This window comes from Rhizobium sp. PP-CC-3G-465 (assembly GCF_004343445.1).
Taxonomy (GTDB): domain Bacteria; phylum Pseudomonadota; class Alphaproteobacteria; order Rhizobiales; family Rhizobiaceae; genus Ferranicluibacter; species Ferranicluibacter rubi.
In genome coordinates this window covers 2,095,554-2,117,586 of the sequence record NZ_SLYH01000001.1, presented here as the reverse complement: position 1 = coordinate 2,117,586, position 22,033 = coordinate 2,095,554, and the positions used below count along the sequence as shown (strand labels likewise).

The following is a 22,033-nucleotide window of genomic DNA, read 5'->3' as shown; positions in this document are numbered from 1 at the left end:
CTTGACGCCTTTCCGCATCCGGAGACTGCCCCGATGGCCACCCCCGACGCTTCACTGAACCAGCGCGAGACCCGCTCCAGCTGGCGGTTCAACCATTCGGAAGAGGAGGGACGCCAGAGTCTCGCCGATGTGCATTCGACCGTCGCGGTGCCCACCGGCGGCACGTGGTTCCGGCGGTTCCTCGCCTTTGTCGGCCCGGGATATATGGTGTCGGTCGGCTACATGGACCCCGGCAACTGGGCAACCGATATCGCCGGTGGCGCCCAGTTCGGCTACACGCTGTTGACCGTCATTCTGCTCTCAAACCTCATGGCTATCCTGTTGCAGGCGCTGGCCGCGCGTCTCGGCATCGCCACGGGCCGGGATCTGGCGCAGGCCTGTCGCGATGCCTATCCGAAGCCCGTCGGTTTCGTGCTCTGGATCGCCTGCGAACTCGCCATTATCGCCTGCGACCTTGCGGAGGTCATCGGTACGGCGATCGCGCTGAAGCTGCTGTTCGGCATTCCCCTGATCGCCGGCGCGCTGATCACCGCGCTCGATGCCATCCTGCTTCTTTATCTGATGCAGAAGGGCTTCCGCTTCCTGGAAGCCTTCGTCATGGCGCTGCTCGGCATCATCGCCCTCTGTTTCATCGTGCAGATCGCGGCGGCGGCCCCGCCGGTCGCGGCCGTCCTGCAGGGCTTCCTGCCCTCGACGGAGGTCGTCACCAATCCGGCCATGCTCTACATCGCCATCGGCATCATCGGCGCCACGGTCATGCCGCACAATCTCTATCTCCACTCGTCCATCGTCCAGACGCGCCAGTTCGAGCGGACCGAGCCGGGCAAGCGCGAGGCCATCAAATGGGCAACCCTCGACAGCACGATCGCGCTCATGCTGGCGCTGTTTATCAATGCCGCCATCCTCATCGTCGCAGCCTCCGTCTTCCATGCCAATGGCCGCACCGACGTCGCGGAAATCGAACAGGCCTACGAACTTCTCTCGCCCTTGCTTGGCCTCGGCATCGCGTCGACGCTCTTCGCCGTGGCGCTTCTCGCCTCCGGCCTCAACTCCACCGTCACGGCGACCCTTGCCGGCCAGATCGTCATGGAAGGCTTCCTGCGGCTGACGATCCCCAATTGGGCACGCCGCCTCATCACCCGTGGCATCGCCATCGTGCCCGTCGTCGTCATTACCTATCTCTACGGCGAACGGGGCACGGCCGAGCTTCTGGTGCTGAGCCAGGTCGTGCTCTCCATGCAGCTGCCCTTCGCGGTTATCCCGCTCGTCAGCTTCGTCACCAACCGGGAAAAGATGGGCACCTTCGTGGTTGCCCGTTGGGTCGGGGTGCTTGCCTGGCTGGTCGCCACGATCATCGTCGTGCTCAACGTCAAGCTGCTCTACGACACGTTCATCGCCTGACCGCCACGAGCGCTGACGGGGAAGTGAAGGAACGCCGCGCCGACGCGCGGCGTTTGTCGCATGAAGGAGATCCCCGATGATCCGCAGTCTCAAGACGGTCGCATTCGCCCTTCTCGCCGCCACCGGCACATCGCACGCCAGCGCCGCCGGCCTCGATGCCTTCGGCTGGAAGAACCGCGTGCTCATCGTCTTCGCAAACCCCGGAGATCCCGATGCGACAGAGCAGCGGCGGCTTCTTGTCGACGATACGAAAGCCCTCGCAGATCGCGATATGGTGGTCCTCGAAGTTGTGGGCGACACCGTAAAACCGATCTACGGCAAGGCGGCTGCTGTCACGGCGCAAGAACTTCGCAACGACGCCGGCATCGATGAGGGCAGGCGGTTCACTGCGATCCTCGTCGGCAAGGACGGCGGCATCAAGTTGCGGGCAGATAAGCCGGTGGCGCCGGATCAGCTCTTCGGCCTGATCGACAGCATGCCGATGCGGGCGAACGAGGCGTCCCGCTAAGGCCGCATCACACTTCATGCTCCCGTCATCGCAGCTTCACGGCGCTGTCACGGCCGGATTCTAAGCCCAGCGGACACGCAACCGTCCAAAGGGCTTGCACGATGCGCCGGACCGGTCTTCTTATCTCCGCATTCGCCTTCTGCATCGCTATGGTCTCGACCTTTCCCGCCCAGGCGGTCGATAACACGCGGACTGCCCGGATCCTCGACCGATTGAAGAACGCCAATGCCTGGCGCAGTCACATCATGGTCGTCGCGCACCGGACGGGCTGGAAGGAAAACGGCCGCATGATCCGCGCGGAGAATTCGCTCGATGCGATCCGTAACGCCATCGCACTCGGTGCCGAGATGATCGAGCTCGATGTCCGCAAGTCCTCCGACGGCACGCTGATCCTCATGCACGACGATTTTCTGGATCGCACCACGACCTGCCGCGGCGAAACCCGCACGACACCATTGGCCACGCTGAAAACCTGCCGCCTCGTGGTCGAGGCTGACGGTCATGCGACGGATGAGACGGTGCCGACGCTGGAGCAAGCCCTCATCGAGACCCGCGGCCGCATCCTCGTCAACATCGACAATAAGCTGACGCCGGACATCCTGCCGGAGGTGGCGACGCTCGCGCGTCGCCTCGGGATGGCGGAGCAGATCCTCGTCAAGGAAAACCTTTGGAACGACAGGCGCATCGCCGACGCCAGGGCGCTGATGACAGCGATCGGTCCCGACGTCACGTTCCTGCCCATCCTCGCCGACGATGCCGTACACGATCCGGATTTCATGGCGAAGGCGACGTCGAGCTTCAGTGCGCCGGCCGCTGAACTCGTCCACTGGCACGCCGACGATGCACCGCAGACGGTGGATGGCGGCGTGCTGTTCTCCGCCAAGGCCCGCGCTGCCGCCATCCGCGGCAACTGGCACCAGTGGGTCAATACCTACACGATCATCAACCGCGCACCGGGCATGCAGGCGGGCGGTCGCGGGGATGAGCGCGCTGTCATCGACGGCAAGCCGCTCGAAAGCTGGGGCTTCTGGATCGACCGTGGCGCGACGATCATCCAGACCGATGAGCCGAAGGCCCTGATCGCCTGGCTGGAAAAGACCGGCTATCGCATTCCCTACGACCTGACGAACTGACCAAACGTCGAGAGCGCCGACTGCGGCGTGGGATGGACGTTTGTGTCCAGCTGTTCCGTCACGGCCGATGCCGTTTTCGTGAACGATGCTCAAAACCCTTTCAACACGCGGCATTCATGCCCATATATCCAGCATAAGGGTTTAGCGACCCGGTTGAATGATAACGGGGATGAGGCATGTCAGGATTGAAGAAATTTGCAGTATTGTCGGCGGTCGCGATGACGCTCGTCATCACGGCGACGGATTTCGCAGAAGCACGCCGTGCAGGCGGTGGCTTCGGTAGCCGCGGTACGCGCACCTTCTCCGCACCGCCCGTCACGCGTACGGCCCCGAACACCACGGCGCCGATCGACCGGACCATGACCCCGCAATCGACCCGCCCGAACGCGGCGCAGAACCAGCCGGGTGCCGCCCAGACCGCGCCCGCGCGTCGTCCCGGTGGCTTCTTTGGCGGCTTTGGCGGTTCGCTGCTGGGCGGCCTTGCGCTCGGCGGCCTGCTCGGCATGATGATGGGCAACGGCTTCGGCGGCGCTGCCGGCTTCCTCGGCATGCTGCTTCAGCTCGCGCTGATCGCCGGTGCCGCAATGCTGCTGATGCGCTTCCTTCGCAATCGCCAGCAGCAGCCAGCAACCGGTCGTGCAGGAGCTGGCGGTGCTACCAGCAGTTCGTACAACGGCTACGCCCGCGAGGCGGCAAATTTGCCGGCGCAGGGGCCGGCACAGGCAAATGCGCAAGCTTCGCGCGGCCCGGGCTTCTCCATCCCCCGCATCGGAGGCGGCCCTGCACCGCAGGCCCAGCCGGCGCGCTCCGCCGCCGTTTCGGATGAGCTCGGCATCGGCCCGGCCGATCTGGAGCGTTTCGAGACCATGCTGAAGGACGTGCAGACAGCCTACGGCGCCGAAGACTACGGTGCCCTGCGTCGTCTGACGACGCCGGAAGCCATGTCGTGGCTCGCCGAGGAACTGAGCGAAAACGCGACCAAGGGCGTGCGCAACGAAGTCCACGACGTCAAGCTTCTCCAGGGTGACCTGGCCGAATCCTGGCGCGAGGAACCCGGAGAATTCGCAACGGTCGCGATGCGCTACGAGAGCATCGACGTGACCCGCGACCGCAACACCGGCAAGGTCGTCGAAGGCGATCCGGATCGCCCGACCGAAGCGACCGAAGTCTGGACCTTCTTCCGCCGGCCTTCCACCCAGTGGCAGGTCTCGGCCATCCAGGCATCCTGATCCCGTTGCGGCGGCTCTGCCCCCGAGAGATATAGGTCCCAAAAGAGAAGGCCGGCGCACAATGCGCCGGCCTTTTTCATTATCGACTTCGTCCGGGCCGGGTTCCATCGGCAAGCCCGCTGACAGCTTCTATCAGGCAGCGGCAGCGACCTTTGCGTAAGGGTCGAAGCGGCCGTAGAAGGTTTCGCCCTTGGCTGCCATGTCCTTCAGCAGCGGTGTCGGCGCGAAGTGGTCGCCATAGCTTAGCGCCAGCTTCTCGCAGAGGGCGACGAAGGCCTTGGCGCCCATGCCGTCGATGTAGGACAACGTGCCGCCGGTATAGGGCGCAAAGCCGAAGCCGAGGATGGAGCCGACATCGGCCTCGCGCGGATCGGTGACGATGCCCTCTTCGATGGTGCGGGCAGCCTCCAGCGCAATGGTGACGAGGAAGCGGTCCTTGAGCGTCTGAACGTCGAGTTCGTCCGCTGGCTTCTGCGGGTAGAGATCCTTCAGGCCCGCCCAGATGTGCTTCTTCGCCGGCTTCTCCGGATAGTCGTAGAAACCCTTGCCATTCTTGCGTCCGCGCCGGTCGAGATCATCGACGAGCTTGTTGACGAGTTCGAGATGCGCCGGATCGACCGCCTGTTCGCCGAGATCGGCAACGGTTGCCTTGAGGATCTTCTGCGACAGGTCGATGGCGACCTCGTCGTTGAGCGAGAGGGGGCCGACCGGCATGCCGGCCATCTTGGCCACGTTCTCGATCATCACCGCCGGCACGCCTTCGATCAGCATGTCATAGGCTTCGTGGATGTAGCGGAAGACGCAACGGTTGACGTAGAAGCCGCGCGTGTCGTTGACGACGATCGGGGTCTTCTTGATCGCGGCGATATAGTCGAGCGCCCTGGCAAGCGCCGCGTCGCCGGTTTCCTTGCCGAGAATGACCTCGGTCAGCATCATCTTCTCGACCGGCGAGAAGAAGTGGACGCCGATGAACTGGGCCGGACGCTTGGAGTTCTCGGCAAGACCGGTGATCGGCAGCGTCGAGGTGTTGGATGCGAAGATCGCGTCGGGAGACAGCACGGCTTCGACGGCCTCGATCACGTCCTTCTTGACCTTGCGATCCTCGAACACGGCCTCGACCACGAAATCAGAGGTCTTCAGGTCTGCATAATCGGCGGACGGGGTGATCAGCGCGAGCAGCTGTTCGCCCTTTTCCTGCGTCATGCGGCCCTTGGCCACGCTGTCCTTCACCAAACCTTCGGAATGCGCCTTGCCCTTGGTCGCCGCGTCGATGTCGCGGTCGATGAGGGTGACGGGAATGCCGGCGGCGGCTGTGACGTAGGCGATGGAGGCGCCCATGAAGCCTGCGCCGATGACGCCGACATGCTTGAAGTCCGACTTCGGAACGCCGGCCGGCCGGCGTGCGCCCTTGCCGAGTTCCTGCATGGAGACGAACAGCGAGCGGATCATCGAGAAGGCCTCGGTGGTCTGCAGGATCTGCGTGAAGTAGCGCTGCTCGATCTTCAGCGCCGTATCGAAGGGAACCTGAAGACCTTCATAGACGCACTTCACGATGGCCAGCGCGCCGGGATAGTTGCCGTAGGTCTCGCGGCGCAGGATACCGGAGGCGGCCGGCCAGAGCTGGGCACCCGCCGCGCTCCACATGGAGCCGCCGGGCGCCTTGAAGCCCTTTTCGTCCCATGGCTGGACAGCCTTCAGGCCGTTCCTGATCATGGCCTTGGCGGCTTCGATCAACGCCTCGGGAGCGGCAAGCTCGTGTACGAGGCCGAGCGCCTTGGCGCGCTGGGGCGTCAGCGTCTGCCCGGTCGTCATCATCTGCAGAGCATCCTGCGCATTGGTGAGACGCGGCACGCGCTGCGTGCCACCGGCGCCGGGGAAGATCCCGACCTTCACTTCAGGCAGGGCGATCTTGACCGCCTTGGAGTTGGAGGCGACGCGGCCATGGCAGGCGAGCGACAGCTCGAAGGCGCCGCCCATGCAGGTACCATTGATGGCGGAAACCCACGGCTTGCCGGAGGTCTCGATCTTGCGGAACAGGCCCGTCATCTCGCCGCAAAGCTCGAACAGCTTCTGCGCTGCGGTTTCCGGGTTCTTCTTCTTCTCTTCAGCCTGGAAGGTGAACATGCCCTTGATCATCGAGAGATCGGCGCCGCCCGAGAAGGTCGCCTTGCCCGAGGTGAAGACGACACCCTTAATGGCTTCGTCCTTCACGATCGCGTCGTTGACAGCGGCGAGCTCCCGCAGGACCTCGGCCGTGAACACGTTCATCGACTTGTCCGGCATGTCCCAGGTCACGAGAGCGATGCCGTCGGCGTCCGTTTCGATGGTGAAATTGGTGTAGCTCATGGTTCTCTCCCCCTCAGACGCGTTCGATGATCGTAGCGGTGCCCATGCCCGCGCCGATGCAGAGCGTGACGAGGGCGGTGTTAAGGTCGCGACGTTCAAGCTCGTCGAGCACCGTGCCGAGGATCATCGCGCCGGTGGCGCCGAGCGGATGGCCGAGCGCGATGGCGCCGCCATTGACGTTCATGATGTCGTGCGAGATGTCGAAAGCCTGGAGGTAGCGCAGCACCACGGCGGCAAAGGCCTCGTTCAGCTCGAACAGGTCGATATCGCCGATCGTCATGCCGGCACGCTTCAGCAGCTTTTCCGTCACGTCCACAGGGCCGGTTAGCATGAGCGCCGGGTCGGAGCCGATGTTCGCGAAGGCCTTGATGCGGGCGCGCGGCTTGCGGCCGAGGCTCTCGCCGCCGGCCTTGGAACCGAGCAGAACGAGGCCGGCGCCGTCAACGATGCCCGACGAGTTGCCTGCATGGTGGACGTAGTTGATCTTCTCGATTTCCGGATGCGCCTGGATGCCGACGGACTCGAAGCCGCCCATCTCGCCGGGCATCTGGAAGGAGGGGTTGAGGCCGGCAAGGTTCTGCATCGTCGTCGTCGGACGCATATGCTCGTCCTTGGCGAGGATGACGATGCCGTTCTGGTCCTTCACCGGAACGACGGACCGGTCGAAATAGCCCTTCTCCCAGGAAACACCGGCACGGCGCTGGCTCTCGACGGCATAGGCATCCACGTCATCGCGCGAGAAGCCGTACTTCGTCGCGATCAGATCGGCCGACACGCCCTGCGGCATGAAGTAGCCGGGGAGGCTGACGGAGGGGTCCATGTACCAGGCGCCGCCCGACATGCCCATGCCGACGCGCGACATGCTCTCGACGCCGCCGGCGATGACGATGTCGTCTGCGCCCTGCGCGATCTTGCCGGCCGCGAGATTGATGGCATCGAGCGCCGATGCGCAGAAGCGGGAGATCTGGATCCCCGGTGCGCGGTTGGAATAGCCCGCCTCGAAGGCCGCGGCCTTCGGGATCACGGCGCCGGCTTCAAACACCGGATCGACGCAACCCATGATGATGTCGTCGACGGTATTCGTATCGAGGTCGTTGCGGTCGCGCAGCGCTTCGAGCATGCGTGCGGCAAGGCGGGGCGTCGGCACCTCATGGAGGGCGCCGTCCTTCTTGCCGCGACCGCGTGGCGTGCGCACATGGTCGTAAATGAATACGTCAGTCATGATCCCGTTCTCCCAATCGGCTCAAAGCCGTCGATCTATCCGTGGAGGCGATAAAATTATGCAGCAAGCTTAAAGTGTTAGAGCGACCTTAGCGCGTCATGAATGACGCGCGGCGCTCTAAGGTACAATCTCGAGTTTCAGAATGCGGCGGCGTCGAGTGCCATGAGCGTATCCGATCCCGCCTCGATGCGCGAGCGGCGCAGGGCCGTCTCGGGCAGGATGCGGTCCATGTAGAAGGTCGCGGTCAACAGCTTGTTCTTCAGGAAGTCCTCGCGGTCACCGGCGCCCGATGCGAGCAGCCCCTGTGCGGTCTTGGCCATCTTCGCCCACATGTAGCCGAGCACGACGAGGCCGCTGAGGTGCATGTAGTCTGTCGAGCCGGCACCGGCATTGTCGGGTTTCGCCATGGCGTTCGACATGAACCACATGGACGCCGACTGCAGGTCGTTGAGGCTTTTCTTGAGCGCCTTGGTATAGGCGGTCATCTGCTCGTCGCCGCGGTTCTCGTCGCAGAAGTCGCCGATCTCCTTGAACAGAGCCATCACGGCGCGACCGCCGTTGAGGCCGAGCTTGCGGCCGACGAGGTCGAGCGCCTGGATGCCGTTCGCACCCTCATAGATCATGGCGATGCGCGCATCGCGCACATACTGGCTCATGCCGTGCTCTTCGATATAGCCGTGCCCGCCGAAGACCTGCTGGGCCATGACGGCGTGGTCGAAGCCGCGGTCGGTCAGCACGCCCTTGAGGATCGGCGTCACGAGGCCAAGTAGATCGTCCGCCGTCTGGCGTTCGGCCTCGTCCTCAGAGCGATGCGCCACGTCCGACTTCAGTGCGGTCCACAGCGTGAAGGCGCGGCTGGACTCGTTGAAGGCGCGGATGGTCATCAGCACGCGGCGGATGTCGGGGTGGACGATCAGCGGATCGGCCTTCTTGTCCGGCGCCTTGATGCCCGACAGCGAGCGGCCCTGAAGGCGCTCGCGCGCGTAGGCAACGGCGTTCTGATAGGCGATTTCCGAAACGGAGAGGCCCTGAAGGCCGACGCCGAGCCGGGCCTCGTTCATCATGACGAACATGGCGTTCAGGCCGCGATTGGCCGGGCCGATCAGGTAGCCCGTCGCATCGTCATAATTCATGACGCAGGTCGAGTTGCCGTGAATGCCCATCTTGTGCTCGATGGCACCGCAGGTCGCACCGTTGCGCGTGCCCGGCGTGCCGTCGGCTTCCACGATGAACTTCGGCACGATGAAGAGCGAGATACCCTTCGTCCCTTCGGGCGCGCCTTCGATGCGGGCGAGAACGAGATGGATGATGTTGTCGGCCATGTCGTGTTCGCCGGCGGAGATGAAGATCTTCTGCCCGGAAATCTTGTAGCTGCCGTCCGGCTGCGGCACGGCCTTGGAGCGCAGGAGCCCGAGATCGGTGCCACAGTGCGGCTCCGTCAGGTTCATCGTTCCCGTCCATTCGCCGGCGATCATCTTCGGCAGGTAGGTGGCGCGCTGCTCGTCCGTGCCATGCTCGATGATGGCGGCGATCGCGCCCTGCGTCAGGCCGGGATACATGGTCAGCGACATGTTGGCGGAGGACATGTATTCGCCGATCGCCGTGTGCAGCGTGTAGGGCAGGCCCTGGCCGCCGAATTCTTCCGGTGCGGCAAGGCCGAGCCAGCCGCTTTCGCGGTAGAGCTCATAGGCTTCTTTGAACCCCTTGGGCGTCGTAACCGAACCGTCCGGGTGGCGCACGCAGCCTTCCTGGTCGCCGGAGAGGTTCAGCGGGAAAAGCACTTCCTCAGCAAGCTTTGCGGCTTCGCCGACGATGGCATCCAGCATGTCGGGCGTCACGTCCGAGAAACCGGGAATATTGTTGTAGCGCTCGATGCCGAGCACGTCGTTAAGAATGAAAAGCGTATCCTCGACCGGAGCCTTGTAGATGGGCATCGACTGTCTTCCTCCCTGCGGCCTAACCTCATAAGGCCATTCATGAGGGTACTCTATTAAAAACTGACGTGCGCGTAAACGTCAAAATTCAGGTCCGCAGCATTTTGCCCGAACAATCTGGCGTAAACGGCACCCTAAGGCGTGGCGTCGTCCGGGATTTTCGAAGGCCGAATCCGAAATCCTCCCACAGGTTAACGGCTTGTTTACCACGTTCCGGGAAAGTGGCGCGAGAGGTCAATGCTGCTTGTTCCGTTCCGAGTCGTCCGCAGCCTTGTCCACCGGCTCAAGGGGCCTGATCCTTCAGTCGTGTTCGGGGAATGCCAGGCGAAGAGGCGAAAGCAAACATGAACGGATCGCGATCAACTCCTCCCCGGATGGGCATGCCGGCCGACGAGCGTCTTGACGGTCGGCACGGCGAGCGTTCCTCGCTGGAAGCTCTCAACCGCACGATCGAAGGCCTGGAAGCCCGGATCGAAGGCTTGATCGCGCCCGCCAAGCGCGAGGCCCGTCCGCCGGAAGCGGCAAGAGTGGAGCCACGTCCCGCCATTGCCGAACGCCCGGTTTCCCGTGCCGATGCCATTTCCGAAATCCTTCAGCGCCAGCGCGCGCTGAGCGCCACCCGTCTGGAAAAGGCGACCGAGCGCCATCAGATCCAGACGCGCGCGCCCTCCACGCCAGCCACGGCACCGGCCCCCGCCGTCTCCCGTTCGCCCGACCGCTACGTCATGCCCGCCTATGACGACCGCCAGCCTCCGCGCCGTTCGCTGGACGATGATCGTTCCGCACGGATCGCGGCCGAGCCGGTGCGCGCCGCATCCCGTCCCGTTCCGCAGGCTGCACCCGCCGCCATGTCGGATGCCGCCGTTCGCGATATCGCCACGGCTCTGGTCGGCCTTCGCCAGGACCTGAAGCGCGATATCGAGCAGGGTCTTTCCCGCGAAATGTCGTCGCTGCGCAGCGAGATGCACGGCATCGCCGCCGCCGCCACGCAGGGCGATGCGCTCGCACACGATATCCGTCAGGACCTGCAGCGTCTCTCGCTCGCGCTGGCCGATCTCGGCCGCCAGCCGACGACCTCCGACAGCGATGCCCTGCGCGCCGATCTCGACGAGATGCGCGCCATGATCGACGGTCTCGCACGCGAGGAAAGCGTGCGCCGTATGGAGAGCCGCTGGACCGGCGTCGAGGACCGGCTGAACGTGTTCGATGCCGCCCGCGACGACGAACTCGTTGCGCTGGCCTATCGCCTCGACGAGATCAAGTCGCAGCTCGGCACCATGAACAATGGCCCGGCGCTCTATGCGCTGGAGGACAAGCTCGTGGCCGTGGCACAGGCCATCGACCTGATCGGCCGCCACATGCAGCCGGACGATCGCCGTTTCCAGGAGCAGTTCGCCGATCTCGATGCGCGCCTGGACGAGATCAGCCGCGCCATCGTCGCCAGCGGCCGCACGGCGTCCACATCCGACAGCCCGGGCGTCACCCGCGTCGAAAGCCGGCTCGTCGACCTGTCGCGCCAGATCGACGATCTCGCCTTTCCCGCCGACAATGGCCTCGCTTCCCGCATCGAAGCGCTGTCCGCGCGCGTGGAAGATCTGGTCAACGCCGAAGCCGCCGCCCGCCTCGAAGAGCGCCTCGATCATCTTTCCGCCATGATGGAGCGCGCCGAGCGCGCCTCGCCGCAGCCCGACCTCAGCGGTCACCTCGCCGAAATCTCCGCCAAGATCGATGCACTCGATACCGGTGATGTGAGCGACACGCTGGCCCGCCGCTTCGACGATCTCGCCCGCCGTATCGATGGCCTCGACAGCCCCGCACCGCTGGTCGACGATCGCTTCCTGCGCCTCGAAGACCAGCTGTCGGGTATCGCCCAGCGTCTCGATGAGACGCATGCTGCCCCTTATGACGATGGCCAGGTGCTGCGCAGCCTGCAGGACCAGATCGCCAATCTCTCCTTCCTCATCAGCGAGCCGCGCGAGGTCGCAGCCGCCGTGCCCGCCGAAGTCGAGGGCCGCATGAACGCGCTGGAGGATTATCTCGCCTCCAGCGACGAATACATCATCGAGGCCGCCCGTCAGGCCGCCGAAGCCGTGATGGAAGCCTATACGCGCAACGGCATGACACAGTCGGCAGCCCCGGCCATTGCCGATATCGCCGCCATCTCGGCGCTCGCCGACGACCTGAAGACGCTGGAAGATCTCAGCCGCTCGAGCGACGAGCGCACCGCCCGCACCTTCGAGGCACTGCACGAAACGCTCGTGCACATCGCCGACAAGCTGGAGCGTATCGAGGAGCGGGCCTCCGCGCCCATGCTCCGTGATGACATGCTCCGCGACGAGCCCGCCCCCGCCTTCGGCCGCCGCGATACGGCGGCACCGATGCCCCGTGCCGAAACGCCCGCCTTTCTGGAGCGCGAAGAGGTCGGCGGTAGCAGCTATGACGACCTGACGCGCAACATGCGCGCCACCGTCGCGATGCCTGGGGAACGCGACCACCGGGTCGCCGAGAACATCGGCATCGATGCCGCGCATGCCGCCGACGCCGAACGCCGCGAGCCCGCAACATCGGCGCCGGTCGATGCCCCCGCCGCCCGCACCGGCCTTCTCTCCGGCCTCACCAGCCGCTTTTCGGCCAAGCGCGGCAAGCAGGCAGCCCCCGTGGAGCGCCAGTTCGTCGAGCCGACGCCGTCGATCGATGCGCTGGAAACCATCAATCCGGACGCTGCCAACCAGCTGCTGGAGCCGGGCTCCGGCACGCCCGATGTCAAGCGGATCCTGGAGCGCGTTCGCGCGGGACAGGCGGCATATCCGGCTGTTTCGGGAGACGGCGACAAGTCCGATTTCATCGCGGCAGCCCGCCGTGCAGCCCAGCAGGCAGCGCAGGAAGTGGACACCGGCAACCGTATAGCGGCCCGTCCGGGTGCCGCCCCGAGCGCCCTTGCCCGTCATCGCCGCCCGATCCTCATGGCCGTCGGCGCGGTGCTCCTCGCCATCCTCTCCTATCCGCTCGTCAGCACGCTGATGAAGCACGAGCAGGCGGCGGCACCCGTCACAACCATCGAAACGCCGGCCGCGATGGAAACGGCCCCCGCCGATGCCGCATCGGAAATCCCCTCGGACGCGGCGCCGGCCCTGGCTGCGCCCACCAGCGAACCCGCGCCACAGGCGTCGGACGAAGGCGTCACACCGTTGAGTTCGCTGCAGCCGCAAGGCGAGGCAACCGGTAGCGAAAGTGCCGCGGCATCGGAGCCGCAGGCGACAGCACCGGCAGCGGAGAATGCTCCGGCCGAAACACCCGTTGCGCAGGCATCCGAAGCACCGGCGTCCGTAGCTCCCGTCGAGGTGTCGGCTGAAATCGTGCCGGCAGCGCTTGCCGATGCGGCCCGTGCCGGCGATCCCAAGGCCTACTTCGAAATCGGCGCGGTCTATACCGAAGGCCGCGGCGTCAAGGCCGACTTCGCCAAGGCTGCCGAATGGTACCAGCGCGCGGCGGATGCCGGCGTGGTTCCCGCGCAGTATCGCCTCGGCAGCCTCTATGAAAAGGGCACCGGCGTTCCGCGCGATCCCGCCCGGGCCCGTGCGCTCTACCAGCAGGCGGCCGAGAGCGGCAATGCCAATGCCATGCACAACCTCGCGGTCATGCTGGCCAGCGGCAGCGGCGCCAATCCGGACTTCACGCTCGCCAGCATGTGGTTTGCGAAGGCCGCAGACCTCGGCCTGCGCGACAGCCAGTTCAACCTCGCCATTCTCTATGCCCGCGGTAACGGCGTCGCGAAGGACCTCTCGGAATCCTACAAGTGGTTCTCGGTCGCGGCCGCCGATGGCGATACGGATGCGGCCCAGAAGCGCGATCAGGTGGAAAAGGAACTGTCTCCGGACCAGCTGACGGCCGCCAAGGCCAAGGTCGCCGCCTGGAAGCCGGCAACGCTCGATCCGAAGGGTAACGACACGACGGTTCCGGACACCTGGGTCGGCAAGGGCACCAAGACGTCCTCGGTCGATATGAAGAAGGCCGTCCGCAACATTCAGGCCATCCTCAACAATAACGGCTTCGATGCGGGTACGCCGGATGGCGCGCTCGGCGCCAAGACCGTCAACGCCATCAAGGCCTTCCAGACCTCGATCGGCCAGGAGCCGAACGGCCGCATCACCGACGCCCTTGTCAAGGAGCTGCTGAAGCGCAACGGCTGATCTCGGCGTGACGCAATCGGACGCGCGTTCCGCTGCGTCCGGGGCCAAAGTTCGAGAAAGCCGGACGCCGTTTAGACATTATGCAGCAGCCCGGTGCATACTGAGGCAAAGGGCGCGGTCTCTTGCGGTTCGCGCTGCCTTCGTTTGAGAGCGTCCGTCAGATACGGCGCTCTGTTCGACGTTTGAGGTCCGGCCGTGACGATCTACCTGCCCATTGCGGAATTGTCGGTGAACGTGCTGATCATCCTCGGCATGGGGGCGGCCGTCGGCTTTCTCTCCGGCATGTTCGGCGTCGGCGGCGGATTCCTCATCACGCCGCTGCTGATCTTCTACAACATCCCGCCGGTCGTTGCCGTCGCCACGGGCGCCAATCAGGTCGTCGCTTCCTCCATCTCCGGCGCCATCACTCATTTCCGCCGCGGCACCATCGATATCAAGCTCGGCACCGTTCTGCTGCTCGGGGGCTTGGCGGGGGCGACGCTCGGCATCTGGATCTTTGCCGCCCTGCGCCGCATCGGCCAGCTCGATCTGGTGATTTCGCTTGCCTATGTGCTGCTGCTCGGCTCCGTCGGCTCGCTGATGCTGGCCGAAAGCATCAGCGCGTTGCGACGTGCCAAGCGCAACGAGACCATGCCGTTGCGCCGTCCCGGCCACCACGGCTGGATCCACCGCCTGCCCCTCAAGGTGCGGTTCAAGAAGTCGAAGATCTATCTCAGCATCATCCCGGTCGCAGGCCTCGGCTTCTGCATCGGCATCCTCACCTCCGTCATGGGGGTCGGCGGCGGCTTCATCATGGTGCCCGCGATGATCTATCTCCTGCGCATCCCCACCAATGTCGTCGTGGGGACGTCGCTGTTCCAGATCATCTTCGTGTCCGCCTACACCGTCATCGTCCAGGCGACGGCCAACTACACCGTCGATATCGTCCTTGCCTTCGTGCTGATGATCGCCGGCGTCATCGGGGCGCAATATGGCGTGCGCGTCGGGCAGAAGCTGCGCGGCGAGCAATTGCGGGCGCTGCTGGCTCTGCTGGTGCTGGCCGTCGGCATCCGGCTTGCGGTCGAGCTCGTGCTGCCGCCCGCCGACATCTATTCGGTCATCTCGTCGGGGTCCGGCTTCTGATGCCCCGTCTTGTCCCCAGCCTTCTCGCAAGCCTCCTCGTGGTTCTCGCTCTCGCGGCTTCCGCCGCCGCCCAGAGCCGCGTGGACGAGTTCACCGAAAAGCTCGACATCGGTATCTCCACCGACGAAATCGCCATCACCTCCGACTTCCGCGGCGCCGACCTCACGATTTTCGGCGCGATCGACGGCTTTGCGCCCGACCTTCTGGCGCAGGGCAAATACAACATCGTCGTCTCGCTGGAAGGCCCGAAGGAAAGTGCCACCGTGCGCAAGAAGCGCCGCGTGTTCGGCATCTGGGTCAACACCCAGTCGATGACGTTCGAACTCGTGCCGGAATCCTATTCCCTGTCGAGCACGCGCGACATCGATGCCATCGCCCCGGCCAACGAGATGAACAATATGGGCATCGGCGTGGCCCACATGACGCTGAGCCCGATCGGCTATATCGGTGACGGCAGCAGCGTCACCGAGTTTCGCAGTGCCTTCCGGCGCCTGCGCGAAACGAGCGGCGTCTACCAGCGCGATCCCGGCGGGGTGCAGTTCATCTCCGCCAGCCTCTTCAAGGCCTCCGTGCGCCTGCCGGCCGACGTGCCCAACGGCGTCCATGTCGTGCGCGCCTATCTCTTCCGCGACGGCGTGTTCGTGGCCGCCAAGGCCCTGCCGCTCCGGGTCGTCAAAACGGGCCTCGAAGCCGCCATCACCGAGGCCGCCCACAAGCACCCCTTCTTCTACGGCCTCTTCGCCGTCCTCCTCGCCGTCATCACCGGCTGGGCCGCCAGCGTCGCCTTCCGACGCGACTAGGGAGAAAGGCGTCGCCTTCCGACGCGACTAGGGAGAAAGGCGTCGCCTTCCGACGCGACGGAAGGAAAAGTCCCGTCACCTTCCAGAACGCCACGGTTCCACAGACCGCGATTCTGCCCTATGTCGTGCAGAAACATATGAGGACCAACCGTCATGAAGCCGATCTTCGTCCAGCTCCAATGCGCCCCCGGCAAGACCTACGAGGTCGCCGACGCGATCTACCGCAAGGAAATCGTCTCGGAAATGTACTCCACCTCCGGCGACTACGACCTGATCATCAAAGTCTACATCGAAGAAGGCCAGGACATCGGCAAGTTCATCAACGACCACCTCGCCACCGTCCCCGGCATCACCCGCTCGCTGACCACGCTGACGTTCAACGCGTTTTAGATTGCTACCTCCGAGCGGCCCCTCATCTGCCTGCCGGCATCTTCTCCCCGTTTTGACGGGGAGAAGAGACTTGTGGTGGCCCTCGATCTGACTCTTATTGGTAAGCACAAAGGGTGCCAGATGTCCCTTCGCCCCGCTCGCGGGGAGAAGGTGGCGGCAGCCGGATGAGGGGCGGCCACACCCGCCGAGCACACACCCCAATCACCCCCGCAAATTCGCAAACCGCACCGAGTAGATCCGATCCCGGCCCAGCATGTGGGCGGTCAGTCTCGTCTGGTCGAACAGGCGGCAGATGTTGGGGTGGGCGAGGTCCATGCCGCCGGTGGTGACGCCGAAGGCGGGCATGACGAGGCGGGTGCCGTCGGTGGCGAAACAGGCGCGGCGCACGGATTTCTCGCGGCGGCGGACGATGGCGGCGGGGTGAAGGTGGCCGGCGATTTCGCCTGGGATCGCATCGACGCTCGGCTCGTGCCGGAATGTGAGGCCGTTAAGCCGCAATTCGTCGAGGGATGTGCCCGGCAGGGTCGCGGCACCGTCCGGGTCGTGGTTGCCGTTGATCCAGATCCATTCGCGCCCGCGCGCCATGTCGACGATCATCTGACGAAACATCTCCGGCATCAAAGCGGAGCCGACGCGATCATGGAAATTGTCGCCAAGGCTGATGACGGTCTTCGGGTTGTGGCGGGCGATGATAGCCTGCAGGATCTTCAGCGTCGAAAGCGTGTCGTAAGGCGGCAGCATCATGCCGCGGCGGGCGAAGGCCGAGCCTTTTTCGAGGTGCAGGTCTGAGACGACGAGCACGTCGTGATCCGGCAGGTGAAGGCCGCCAAGCGGATCGCAGACGGCGGCGACGCCGTTGATGGCGATGCGCTCGGAGAGGGCGGGGTAGGCATCGGCCGCGGTGCGGCTGGCATGGTAGAGGCGGTGCATCAGCGAATTATTCCCACCGGTCGATCCACCGGCTTGTCAGAGTCTTTCGAAAGAGCCGGCATGTCGGCGTGTTCGCCCATCGCCTCGAAGATCAGCTCGTCGGCGGCTTCCGCCAGCAGCGCGTCCGGCGCCTGGCCCGGCACGGATTCCCGGCCGATTTCCAGCATGATCGGGACGGCGAGCGGAGAAACCTTTTCGAGCGGCCGGTGGACGATGTGGCTCTTGATTCGCACCAGCATATCGCCAAGCCGGCCGATATCCAAAAGCCCTGTTGCCGCATCGTTGCGCGTCGCTTCCAGCAGGATGTGGTCCGGCTCGTGGCTGCGCAGCACGTCGTAGATCAGGTCGCTGGAGACCGTGACCTGCCGGCCGGTCTTCTCCTTCCCGGGATGCCGAGGCTCGATGAGTCCGGCGATGATGGCGCAGTTGCGGAAGGTGCGTTTCAAGAGATAGCTCTCGTCCAGCCACGCCTCAAGATCGTCGCCCAGCATGTCCTCGTCGAAAAGCTCGGCAAGCGACGGGTGGCCGGCTTCGAACGCCTGCGTCATGTCCTCCATGCACCAGATGGCCAGCGAATAATCCGTGGCGACGAAGCCCATCGGGTTCAGCCCCGCCCGGTCGAGCCTGCGCGTCAGCAGCATGCCGAGCGTCTGATGGGCAAGCCGCCCCTCGAAGGCATAGGCAACCATGAAGTGGCGGTTGCCATAGGGGAACGTCTCGATCAGCAGCTCGTCCTCGCGCGGTAGCATGGACAGGTCACGCTGGATCGCCAGCCAGTCGCGCACCTGCTCCGGCAGGTCGGCGTGAGCCTCGGGGTCGGCGAGCATCCGGCGCACCTGTGCCGCGAGATAGGTCGAGAGCGGGAACTTGCCGCCGGCATAGGAAGGGATCTTCGGGTCGAGCTTGTACCCCTGCGTCACCAGACACTCGTTCTCATGGATGCCCTCGAAGCGGATAACTTTGCCGCCGAACAGAAACGTATCGCCCGGCGACAGCATCTCCAGGAAGAACTCCTCTACCTTGCCGAGCGACAGGCCGCCGCGTCCCATGCGCGCCTTGCTGGCCATCTTGCCGACCAGCCGCACGTTCAACGTCGGCGATTCGATGATGGTGCCGATGTTCAGCCGGTACTGCTGCGCGACCTTGCCGTTCGACACCCGCCACAGTCCGTCCTCCGTCTTGCGGATGCGGGCATAGCGCTCGTAGGTGCGCAGCGCATAGCCGCCTGTCGCCACGAAATCGACAATGCGCTCGAAGGTTTCCCATGTCAGCTCGGCATAGGGCGAGGCGCTGGTAATCTCATCGTAAAGTTCCAGCGGATCGAACGGGGCGGCGCAGGCCATACCGAGCACATGCTGGGCAAGCACGTCGAGCGCACCCCGGCCGACCGGCGGCGTGTCCTGTGCTCCCAGATAATTGGCATCGAGCGCCGCCTGGCATTCCATCACCTCGAAACGGTTCGCCGGCACGAGGATCGCCTGGCTCGGCTCGTCCATGCGGTGGTTGGAGCGGCCGATGCGCTGGGCGAGGCGGCTCGCCCCCTTCGGCGCGCCGACATGGATGACGAGATCCACATCGCCCCAGTCGATGCCGAGATCGAGCGTCGATGTGGCGACCACGGCGCGCAGGCGGTTTTCCGCCATGGCCGCCTCCACCTTGCGCCGCTGGCCCACATCGAGCGAACCGTGATGCAGGGCAATCGGCAGGTTGTCGTCGTTGATGGTCCAGAGCGCCTGGAACAGCCGCTCAGCCTGATTGCGCGTGTTGACGAAGAGGAGGGCGGTGCGGTGCCGCTTGATCGCCTCGTAGACCTCCGGCATGGCGTAGCTCGCCGTATGCCCGGACCAGGGCACGCGAACCTCGCTCGCGAGAATGGAGATATCGGGCTTTGCTCCGCCCGAAACCGTGATGAGGCCAGCAGCTTTCTCTCGATCCGGCACTTGCGCCACCAGCCAGCGCTGAAGGTCCATGGGGTCGGCGACCGTCGCGGAAAGGCCGATGGTCTTCAGCCCGGGCGCAAGCCGCCTCAGCCGCGCGAGCCCGAGCGCCAGCAGATGGCCGCGCTTGGAGGTGACCAGCGAGTGCAGCTCGTCGAAGATGACATATTCCAGATTCTTGAAGAAGCGCTCGGCTTCGCCGTTGGCGATCAGCAGCGCCACTTGCTCCGGCGTCGTTAGGAGAATATCCGGCGGATCGAGCTTCTGGCGCTGGCGCTTGGATTGAGGCGTATCGCCGGTCCGGTTCTCCACCCGGATCGGCAGCCCCATCTCGCCGACAGGCGTCATCAGATTGCGCTCGATATCGACGGCCAGCGCCTTCAGCGGCGAGATGTAGAGCGTGTGGATGCCGTGGAACCCGGTGCCGGGCGGTATCCGGCCGCGCTCGGTGAGGGACACCAGCGAGGGCAAAAAGCCTGCAAGCGTCTTGCCGGCCCCGGTCGGCGCGATCAGCAACATGCTTTCGCCGCCGCGGATTCGCGCGAGCAGATCGAGCTGATGCGCACGCGGCTGCCAGCCCTTGCGCGAGAACCAGCGCAGGAACGGTTCGGGCAGGGCGAAGGCCGGCGATGCGGGTTGAACGGACGGGATCTGTTTCACGGGTACGAATGTAGAACGCAGCCCCTGTTGTTTCCAGACGCCAGGGCACGCAAGCAGCGCAAATCGACGCGCGGCTTGCGCCGTCAGAACGCGATGTAGCGGTCCTTGCGATGGTTCACGGCGATGGTGAGGTTGAGCACCAGCGCGCCGAGGACGGAGCAGAGGATGATGAAGGGGCTGGCCAGAAAGACGGCGAAGGCGAGGATCACGGCATCGAAGCCGAGCTGCACGAGTCCTGCCCGGAAACCAAAGCGATCCTGAATGTAGACCGCGAGGATGCCGATGCCGCCAAGGCTGGCCCGGTGCCGGAACAGCGCCAGCATGCCCGCCCCGATCGCCAGTCCGCCGAACAGGCCACCCACGAGCGGATCGACGCTGGCAAGACCGAGCTGCGCCGGCACGATCTCGGACAGGAGCGCCGTCAGCGCGATCGCCGCAAAGGTCTTCAACGTGAAACCCATGCCCAGCCGGCGATAGGCGAGATAGGCAAACGGCAGGTTGATCGCGAAGAAGCAGGCGCCGAAGGATAGTCCGGTCGCATAGTGCAGCAGAAACGCCGCGCCGGCCGTGCCGCCGGTGAACAGACCGGCGCCCTGCAGCAGCGCAACGCCGAGGACGGCCAGCATGCTGCCGGCCACGATGCCCTGCGCATCCTCCAGCAGCGAATGCCGCTCCGCCCGAGAATGGATCAGCGCCGTGAACGCTCCTCTGACTGCCGTCATGTCCTGCCTCTTTGTTTGATCAAGGAGAGGCATACGGCTTTGCAGCGGAAACGGAAAGGTGTGGAGCCGTTCAAGGAACCATCAATGTGGCTGCTCGTTTCCTCTCGTTAACAAAAGGCAATCTTCGCAAACATGAAAGGACGACATCATGGGCGAGAAAGACACGGTACCGACCGACAACAAGATCCTTCAGGAACCTGCCGAAGGCGACCGCGCAACGATCGACCGCGAGCTGGAACGCAAGGACGGTGGCAATTCGGCGCACCATGAGGATGACAAGGATCACGACATCCACGAGACTGTCCGCAAGGCAATGGACGAGGCGGCACCCCAGACAGGCGTCCGGCCGGGCCCATGAAGCGAAAAATGTATTTCATATTTCGATGATAGAAGAGGATCAACAGGAGTAGGAGACCGCAAATGACCTTCATCGTGCCGGGACAAAGAGGAGAGAACACCACCGCACGGACCATCGATGCGACAGCACCGGTCCTTGCCACGTTGCGCAGCATCGAAGCGAGGTTGAAACGGGAGACGCCGCCGTCGTCCGACGACCTTGGCGAAGCCGAGCCGGCGCTGACGCCGGAAGAGGCGGCGCGGCTGCGATGCGAGGGACGGAATGCCGCCTTCGAAGGCATGGCGCTCCGGTCCTGCCCTTATGCAGCGTCGAGCCGCGCAAAGCGCGAGGCCTGGATCGAAGGCTTCAACACGATGAAGTGACGCTCGCGGGATGCCGGTTCTGTGTCGCCTGACCTAGAGGGCGATGTAGCGATCGGACCGGTGGTTGATCGTCACGAAGAGATTGAGCGCGACGGCACCAAGAACGGAGTAGAAGACGACCGAGGGAAGGGTGACGAAGAAGGCCGCGGTGAGCACGCAGAGATCGATGGCAAGCTGCACGAGACCGGCGCGGATGCCGAAACGCTCTTGCAGATAGATCCCGAGAATGCCGACGCCACCAAGGCTGGCGCGGTGGCGATAGAGCGCCAGCAGGCCATAGCCGAGCAGCAGGCCGCCGAGAAGGGCCGCCCAGGCTGGATGGATGCTCGAAATCACAAAGAAGCGCGACTGCATGTCGGCGATGACGGATGTCAGGCCGATGGCGATAAAGGTCTTGATGGTAAAGGCCCATCCCAGCTGCTTGAGCGAGAGATAGAAGAACGGCAGGTTGAGCAGGAAGAAGGCAAGGCCGAAGTTCACGTCCAAGGCATAATGCAAGAGGAAGGCGACGCCTGCAGTGCTGCCCGTGAGAAGCCCTGCACTGGCCAGAATATACAGCCCGAGCGCCGAGACGACACTGCCGGTGAAGACACCCTGCACATCCTCGATCGGCGTATGGCGCGCCGCATTGGTGTTCCAGAAGCCGAGGGCCGAAATCAGGGACATGGCATTCGCTCCGAAAAAGCGTTGAGGTCGGTATCGACGGGCGTGGTGCCCGAGAGGGTCAGAAGATGCGGTTGTTCAAGACGTCAGCGCACGCGGCCGCATGCCCTGGAAACACCGATATCA

At 64.6% G+C, this 22,033-nt stretch carries 17 protein-coding genes; 10 read left to right on the top strand and 7 right to left on the bottom strand.

The window, feature by feature from the left end; genetic code table 11:
- Positions 1-33: 33 nt before the first annotated feature.
- From C8J33_RS09990 to C8J33_RS09975, 4 genes are all read left to right on the top strand, one after another.
- Positions 34-1,401 carry an Nramp family divalent metal transporter gene (locus C8J33_RS09990; RefSeq protein WP_110800192.1) on the top strand — a complete coding sequence of 456 codons (1,368 nt, stop codon included), beginning with the start codon at positions 34-36 and terminating at the stop codon, positions 1,399-1,401.
- Positions 1,402-1,477: 76 nt separating this feature from the next.
- Positions 1,478-1,909: a DUF4174 domain-containing protein gene (locus tag C8J33_RS09985; RefSeq protein ID WP_132663980.1), complete on the top strand. Its 432-nt coding sequence runs from the start codon at positions 1,478-1,480 to the stop codon at positions 1,907-1,909.
- Between the two features lie 101 nt (positions 1,910-2,010).
- Positions 2,011-3,042 (top strand): glycerophosphodiester phosphodiesterase family protein, encoded by a 1,032-nt coding sequence (locus C8J33_RS09980; RefSeq protein WP_132663978.1) that lies wholly within the window; start codon positions 2,011-2,013, stop codon positions 3,040-3,042.
- 176 nt (positions 3,043-3,218) lie between these two features.
- A complete protein-coding gene (locus C8J33_RS09975; RefSeq protein WP_132663976.1) occupies positions 3,219-4,271 on the top strand; it encodes a Tim44 domain-containing protein in 1,053 nt (350 codons plus the stop codon).
- A gap of 132 nt (positions 4,272-4,403) precedes the next feature.
- Here C8J33_RS09975 and C8J33_RS09970 read toward each other — a convergent pair whose 3' ends face one another.
- From C8J33_RS09970 to C8J33_RS09960, 3 genes are all read right to left on the bottom strand, one after another.
- Entirely contained in the window at positions 4,404-6,617 is a 2,214-nt protein-coding gene (locus C8J33_RS09970) for an FAD-dependent oxidoreductase (protein WP_132663974.1), read from the bottom strand.
- A gap of 13 nt (positions 6,618-6,630) precedes the next feature.
- A complete protein-coding gene (locus C8J33_RS09965; protein WP_132663972.1) occupies positions 6,631-7,839 on the bottom strand; it encodes an acetyl-CoA C-acetyltransferase in 1,209 nt (402 codons plus the stop codon).
- Positions 7,840-7,976: 137 nt separating this feature from the next.
- Entirely contained in the window at positions 7,977-9,773 is a 1,797-nt protein-coding gene (locus C8J33_RS09960) for an acyl-CoA dehydrogenase C-terminal domain-containing protein (protein ID WP_132663970.1), read from the bottom strand.
- Between the two features lie 374 nt (positions 9,774-10,147).
- Here C8J33_RS09960 and C8J33_RS09955 point away from each other — a divergent pair, with 374 nt between their 5' ends.
- The 4 genes from C8J33_RS09955 to C8J33_RS09940 all read left to right on the top strand — a co-directional run bounded on the left by C8J33_RS09955 (position 10,148) and on the right by C8J33_RS09940 (position 16,275).
- The gene (locus C8J33_RS09955; protein ID WP_422038101.1) at positions 10,148-13,963 is read left to right on the top strand and encodes a peptidoglycan-binding protein; all 3,816 of its coding nucleotides are present in this window, start codon (positions 10,148-10,150) and stop codon (positions 13,961-13,963) included.
- A 195-nt stretch (positions 13,964-14,158) separates the two neighbouring features.
- The gene (locus C8J33_RS09950) at positions 14,159-15,085 is read left to right on the top strand and encodes a sulfite exporter TauE/SafE family protein (protein ID WP_092931993.1); all 927 of its coding nucleotides are present in this window, start codon (positions 14,159-14,161) and stop codon (positions 15,083-15,085) included.
- Positions 15,085-15,885 carry a TIGR02186 family protein gene (locus C8J33_RS09945; RefSeq protein WP_132663966.1) on the top strand — a complete coding sequence of 267 codons (801 nt, stop codon included), beginning with the start codon at positions 15,085-15,087 and terminating at the stop codon, positions 15,883-15,885. The genes C8J33_RS09950 and C8J33_RS09945 overlap by 1 nt, the downstream gene beginning before the upstream one ends.
- Positions 15,886-16,038: 153 nt before the next feature.
- Positions 16,039-16,275 (top strand): Lrp/AsnC ligand binding domain-containing protein, encoded by a 237-nt coding sequence (locus C8J33_RS09940; RefSeq protein ID WP_110800183.1) that lies wholly within the window; start codon positions 16,039-16,041, stop codon positions 16,273-16,275.
- A gap of 201 nt (positions 16,276-16,476) precedes the next feature.
- Here C8J33_RS09940 and pdeM read toward each other — a convergent pair whose 3' ends face one another.
- From pdeM to C8J33_RS09925, 3 genes are all read right to left on the bottom strand, one after another.
- Positions 16,477-17,205: a ligase-associated DNA damage response endonuclease PdeM gene (pdeM, locus tag C8J33_RS09935; RefSeq protein WP_132663964.1), complete on the bottom strand. Its 729-nt coding sequence runs from the start codon at positions 17,203-17,205 to the stop codon at positions 16,477-16,479.
- The gene (locus C8J33_RS09930) at positions 17,205-19,802 is read right to left on the bottom strand and encodes a ligase-associated DNA damage response DEXH box helicase (protein WP_165929768.1); all 2,598 of its coding nucleotides are present in this window, start codon (positions 19,800-19,802) and stop codon (positions 17,205-17,207) included. Before C8J33_RS09930 ends, pdeM begins: the two co-directional genes overlap by 1 nt.
- An 83-nt stretch (positions 19,803-19,885) precedes the next feature.
- Positions 19,886-20,524 (bottom strand): YitT family protein, encoded by a 639-nt coding sequence (locus C8J33_RS09925; RefSeq protein ID WP_245507100.1) that lies wholly within the window; start codon positions 20,522-20,524, stop codon positions 19,886-19,888.
- A gap of 148 nt (positions 20,525-20,672) precedes the next feature.
- Between C8J33_RS09925 and C8J33_RS09920 the strand changes: the two genes are divergently transcribed.
- Together C8J33_RS09920 and C8J33_RS09915 are read left to right on the top strand one after the other, a co-directional pair.
- Positions 20,673-20,882 carry a hypothetical protein gene (locus tag C8J33_RS09920; protein ID WP_110800179.1) on the top strand — a complete coding sequence of 70 codons (210 nt, stop codon included), beginning with the start codon at positions 20,673-20,675 and terminating at the stop codon, positions 20,880-20,882.
- Positions 20,883-20,944: 62 nt separating this feature from the next.
- Positions 20,945-21,244: an Rmf/CrpP family protein gene (locus C8J33_RS09915; RefSeq protein WP_132663960.1), complete on the top strand. Its 300-nt coding sequence runs from the start codon at positions 20,945-20,947 to the stop codon at positions 21,242-21,244.
- A 33-nt stretch (positions 21,245-21,277) separates the two neighbouring features.
- Here C8J33_RS09915 and C8J33_RS09910 read toward each other — a convergent pair whose 3' ends face one another.
- On the bottom strand, positions 21,278-21,910 hold the full coding sequence (locus C8J33_RS09910; protein WP_110800177.1) for a YitT family protein: 633 nt from the start codon (positions 21,908-21,910) through the stop codon (positions 21,278-21,280).
- Positions 21,911-22,033 lie beyond the last annotated feature (123 nt).

Bases quoted from the DNA above. Each gene is read 5' to 3' on its own strand.
- C8J33_RS09980 (WP_132663978.1), top strand. From the start codon at position 2,011: ATGCGCCGGACCGGTCTTCTTATCTCCGCATTCGCCTTCTGCATCGCT.
- C8J33_RS09940 (WP_110800183.1), top strand. From the start codon at position 16,039: ATGAAGCCGATCTTCGTCCAGCTCCAATGCGCCCCCGGCAAGACCTAC.
- C8J33_RS09985 (WP_132663980.1), top strand. From the start codon at position 1,478: ATGATCCGCAGTCTCAAGACGGTCGCATTCGCCCTTCTCGCCGCCACC.
- C8J33_RS09920 (WP_110800179.1), top strand. From the start codon at position 20,673: ATGGGCGAGAAAGACACGGTACCGACCGACAACAAGATCCTTCAGGAA.
- C8J33_RS09990 (WP_110800192.1), top strand. From the start codon at position 34: ATGGCCACCCCCGACGCTTCACTGAACCAGCGCGAGACCCGCTCCAGC.
- C8J33_RS09960 (WP_132663970.1), bottom strand. From the start codon at position 9,773: ATGCCCATCTACAAGGCTCCGGTCGAGGATACGCTTTTCATTCTTAAC.
- pdeM (WP_132663964.1), bottom strand. From the start codon at position 17,205: ATGCACCGCCTCTACCATGCCAGCCGCACCGCGGCCGATGCCTACCCC.
- C8J33_RS09945 (WP_132663966.1), top strand. From the start codon at position 15,085: ATGCCCCGTCTTGTCCCCAGCCTTCTCGCAAGCCTCCTCGTGGTTCTC.
- C8J33_RS09915 (WP_132663960.1), top strand. From the start codon at position 20,945: ATGACCTTCATCGTGCCGGGACAAAGAGGAGAGAACACCACCGCACGG.
- C8J33_RS09970 (WP_132663974.1), bottom strand. From the start codon at position 6,617: ATGAGCTACACCAATTTCACCATCGAAACGGACGCCGACGGCATCGCT.
- C8J33_RS09955 (WP_422038101.1), top strand. From the start codon at position 10,148: ATGGGCATGCCGGCCGACGAGCGTCTTGACGGTCGGCACGGCGAGCGT.
- C8J33_RS09975 (WP_132663976.1), top strand. From the start codon at position 3,219: ATGTCAGGATTGAAGAAATTTGCAGTATTGTCGGCGGTCGCGATGACG.
- C8J33_RS09910 (WP_110800177.1), bottom strand. From the start codon at position 21,910: ATGTCCCTGATTTCGGCCCTCGGCTTCTGGAACACCAATGCGGCGCGC.
- C8J33_RS09965 (WP_132663972.1), bottom strand. From the start codon at position 7,839: ATGACTGACGTATTCATTTACGACCATGTGCGCACGCCACGCGGTCGC.
- C8J33_RS09925 (WP_245507100.1), bottom strand. From the start codon at position 20,524: ATGACGGCAGTCAGAGGAGCGTTCACGGCGCTGATCCATTCTCGGGCG.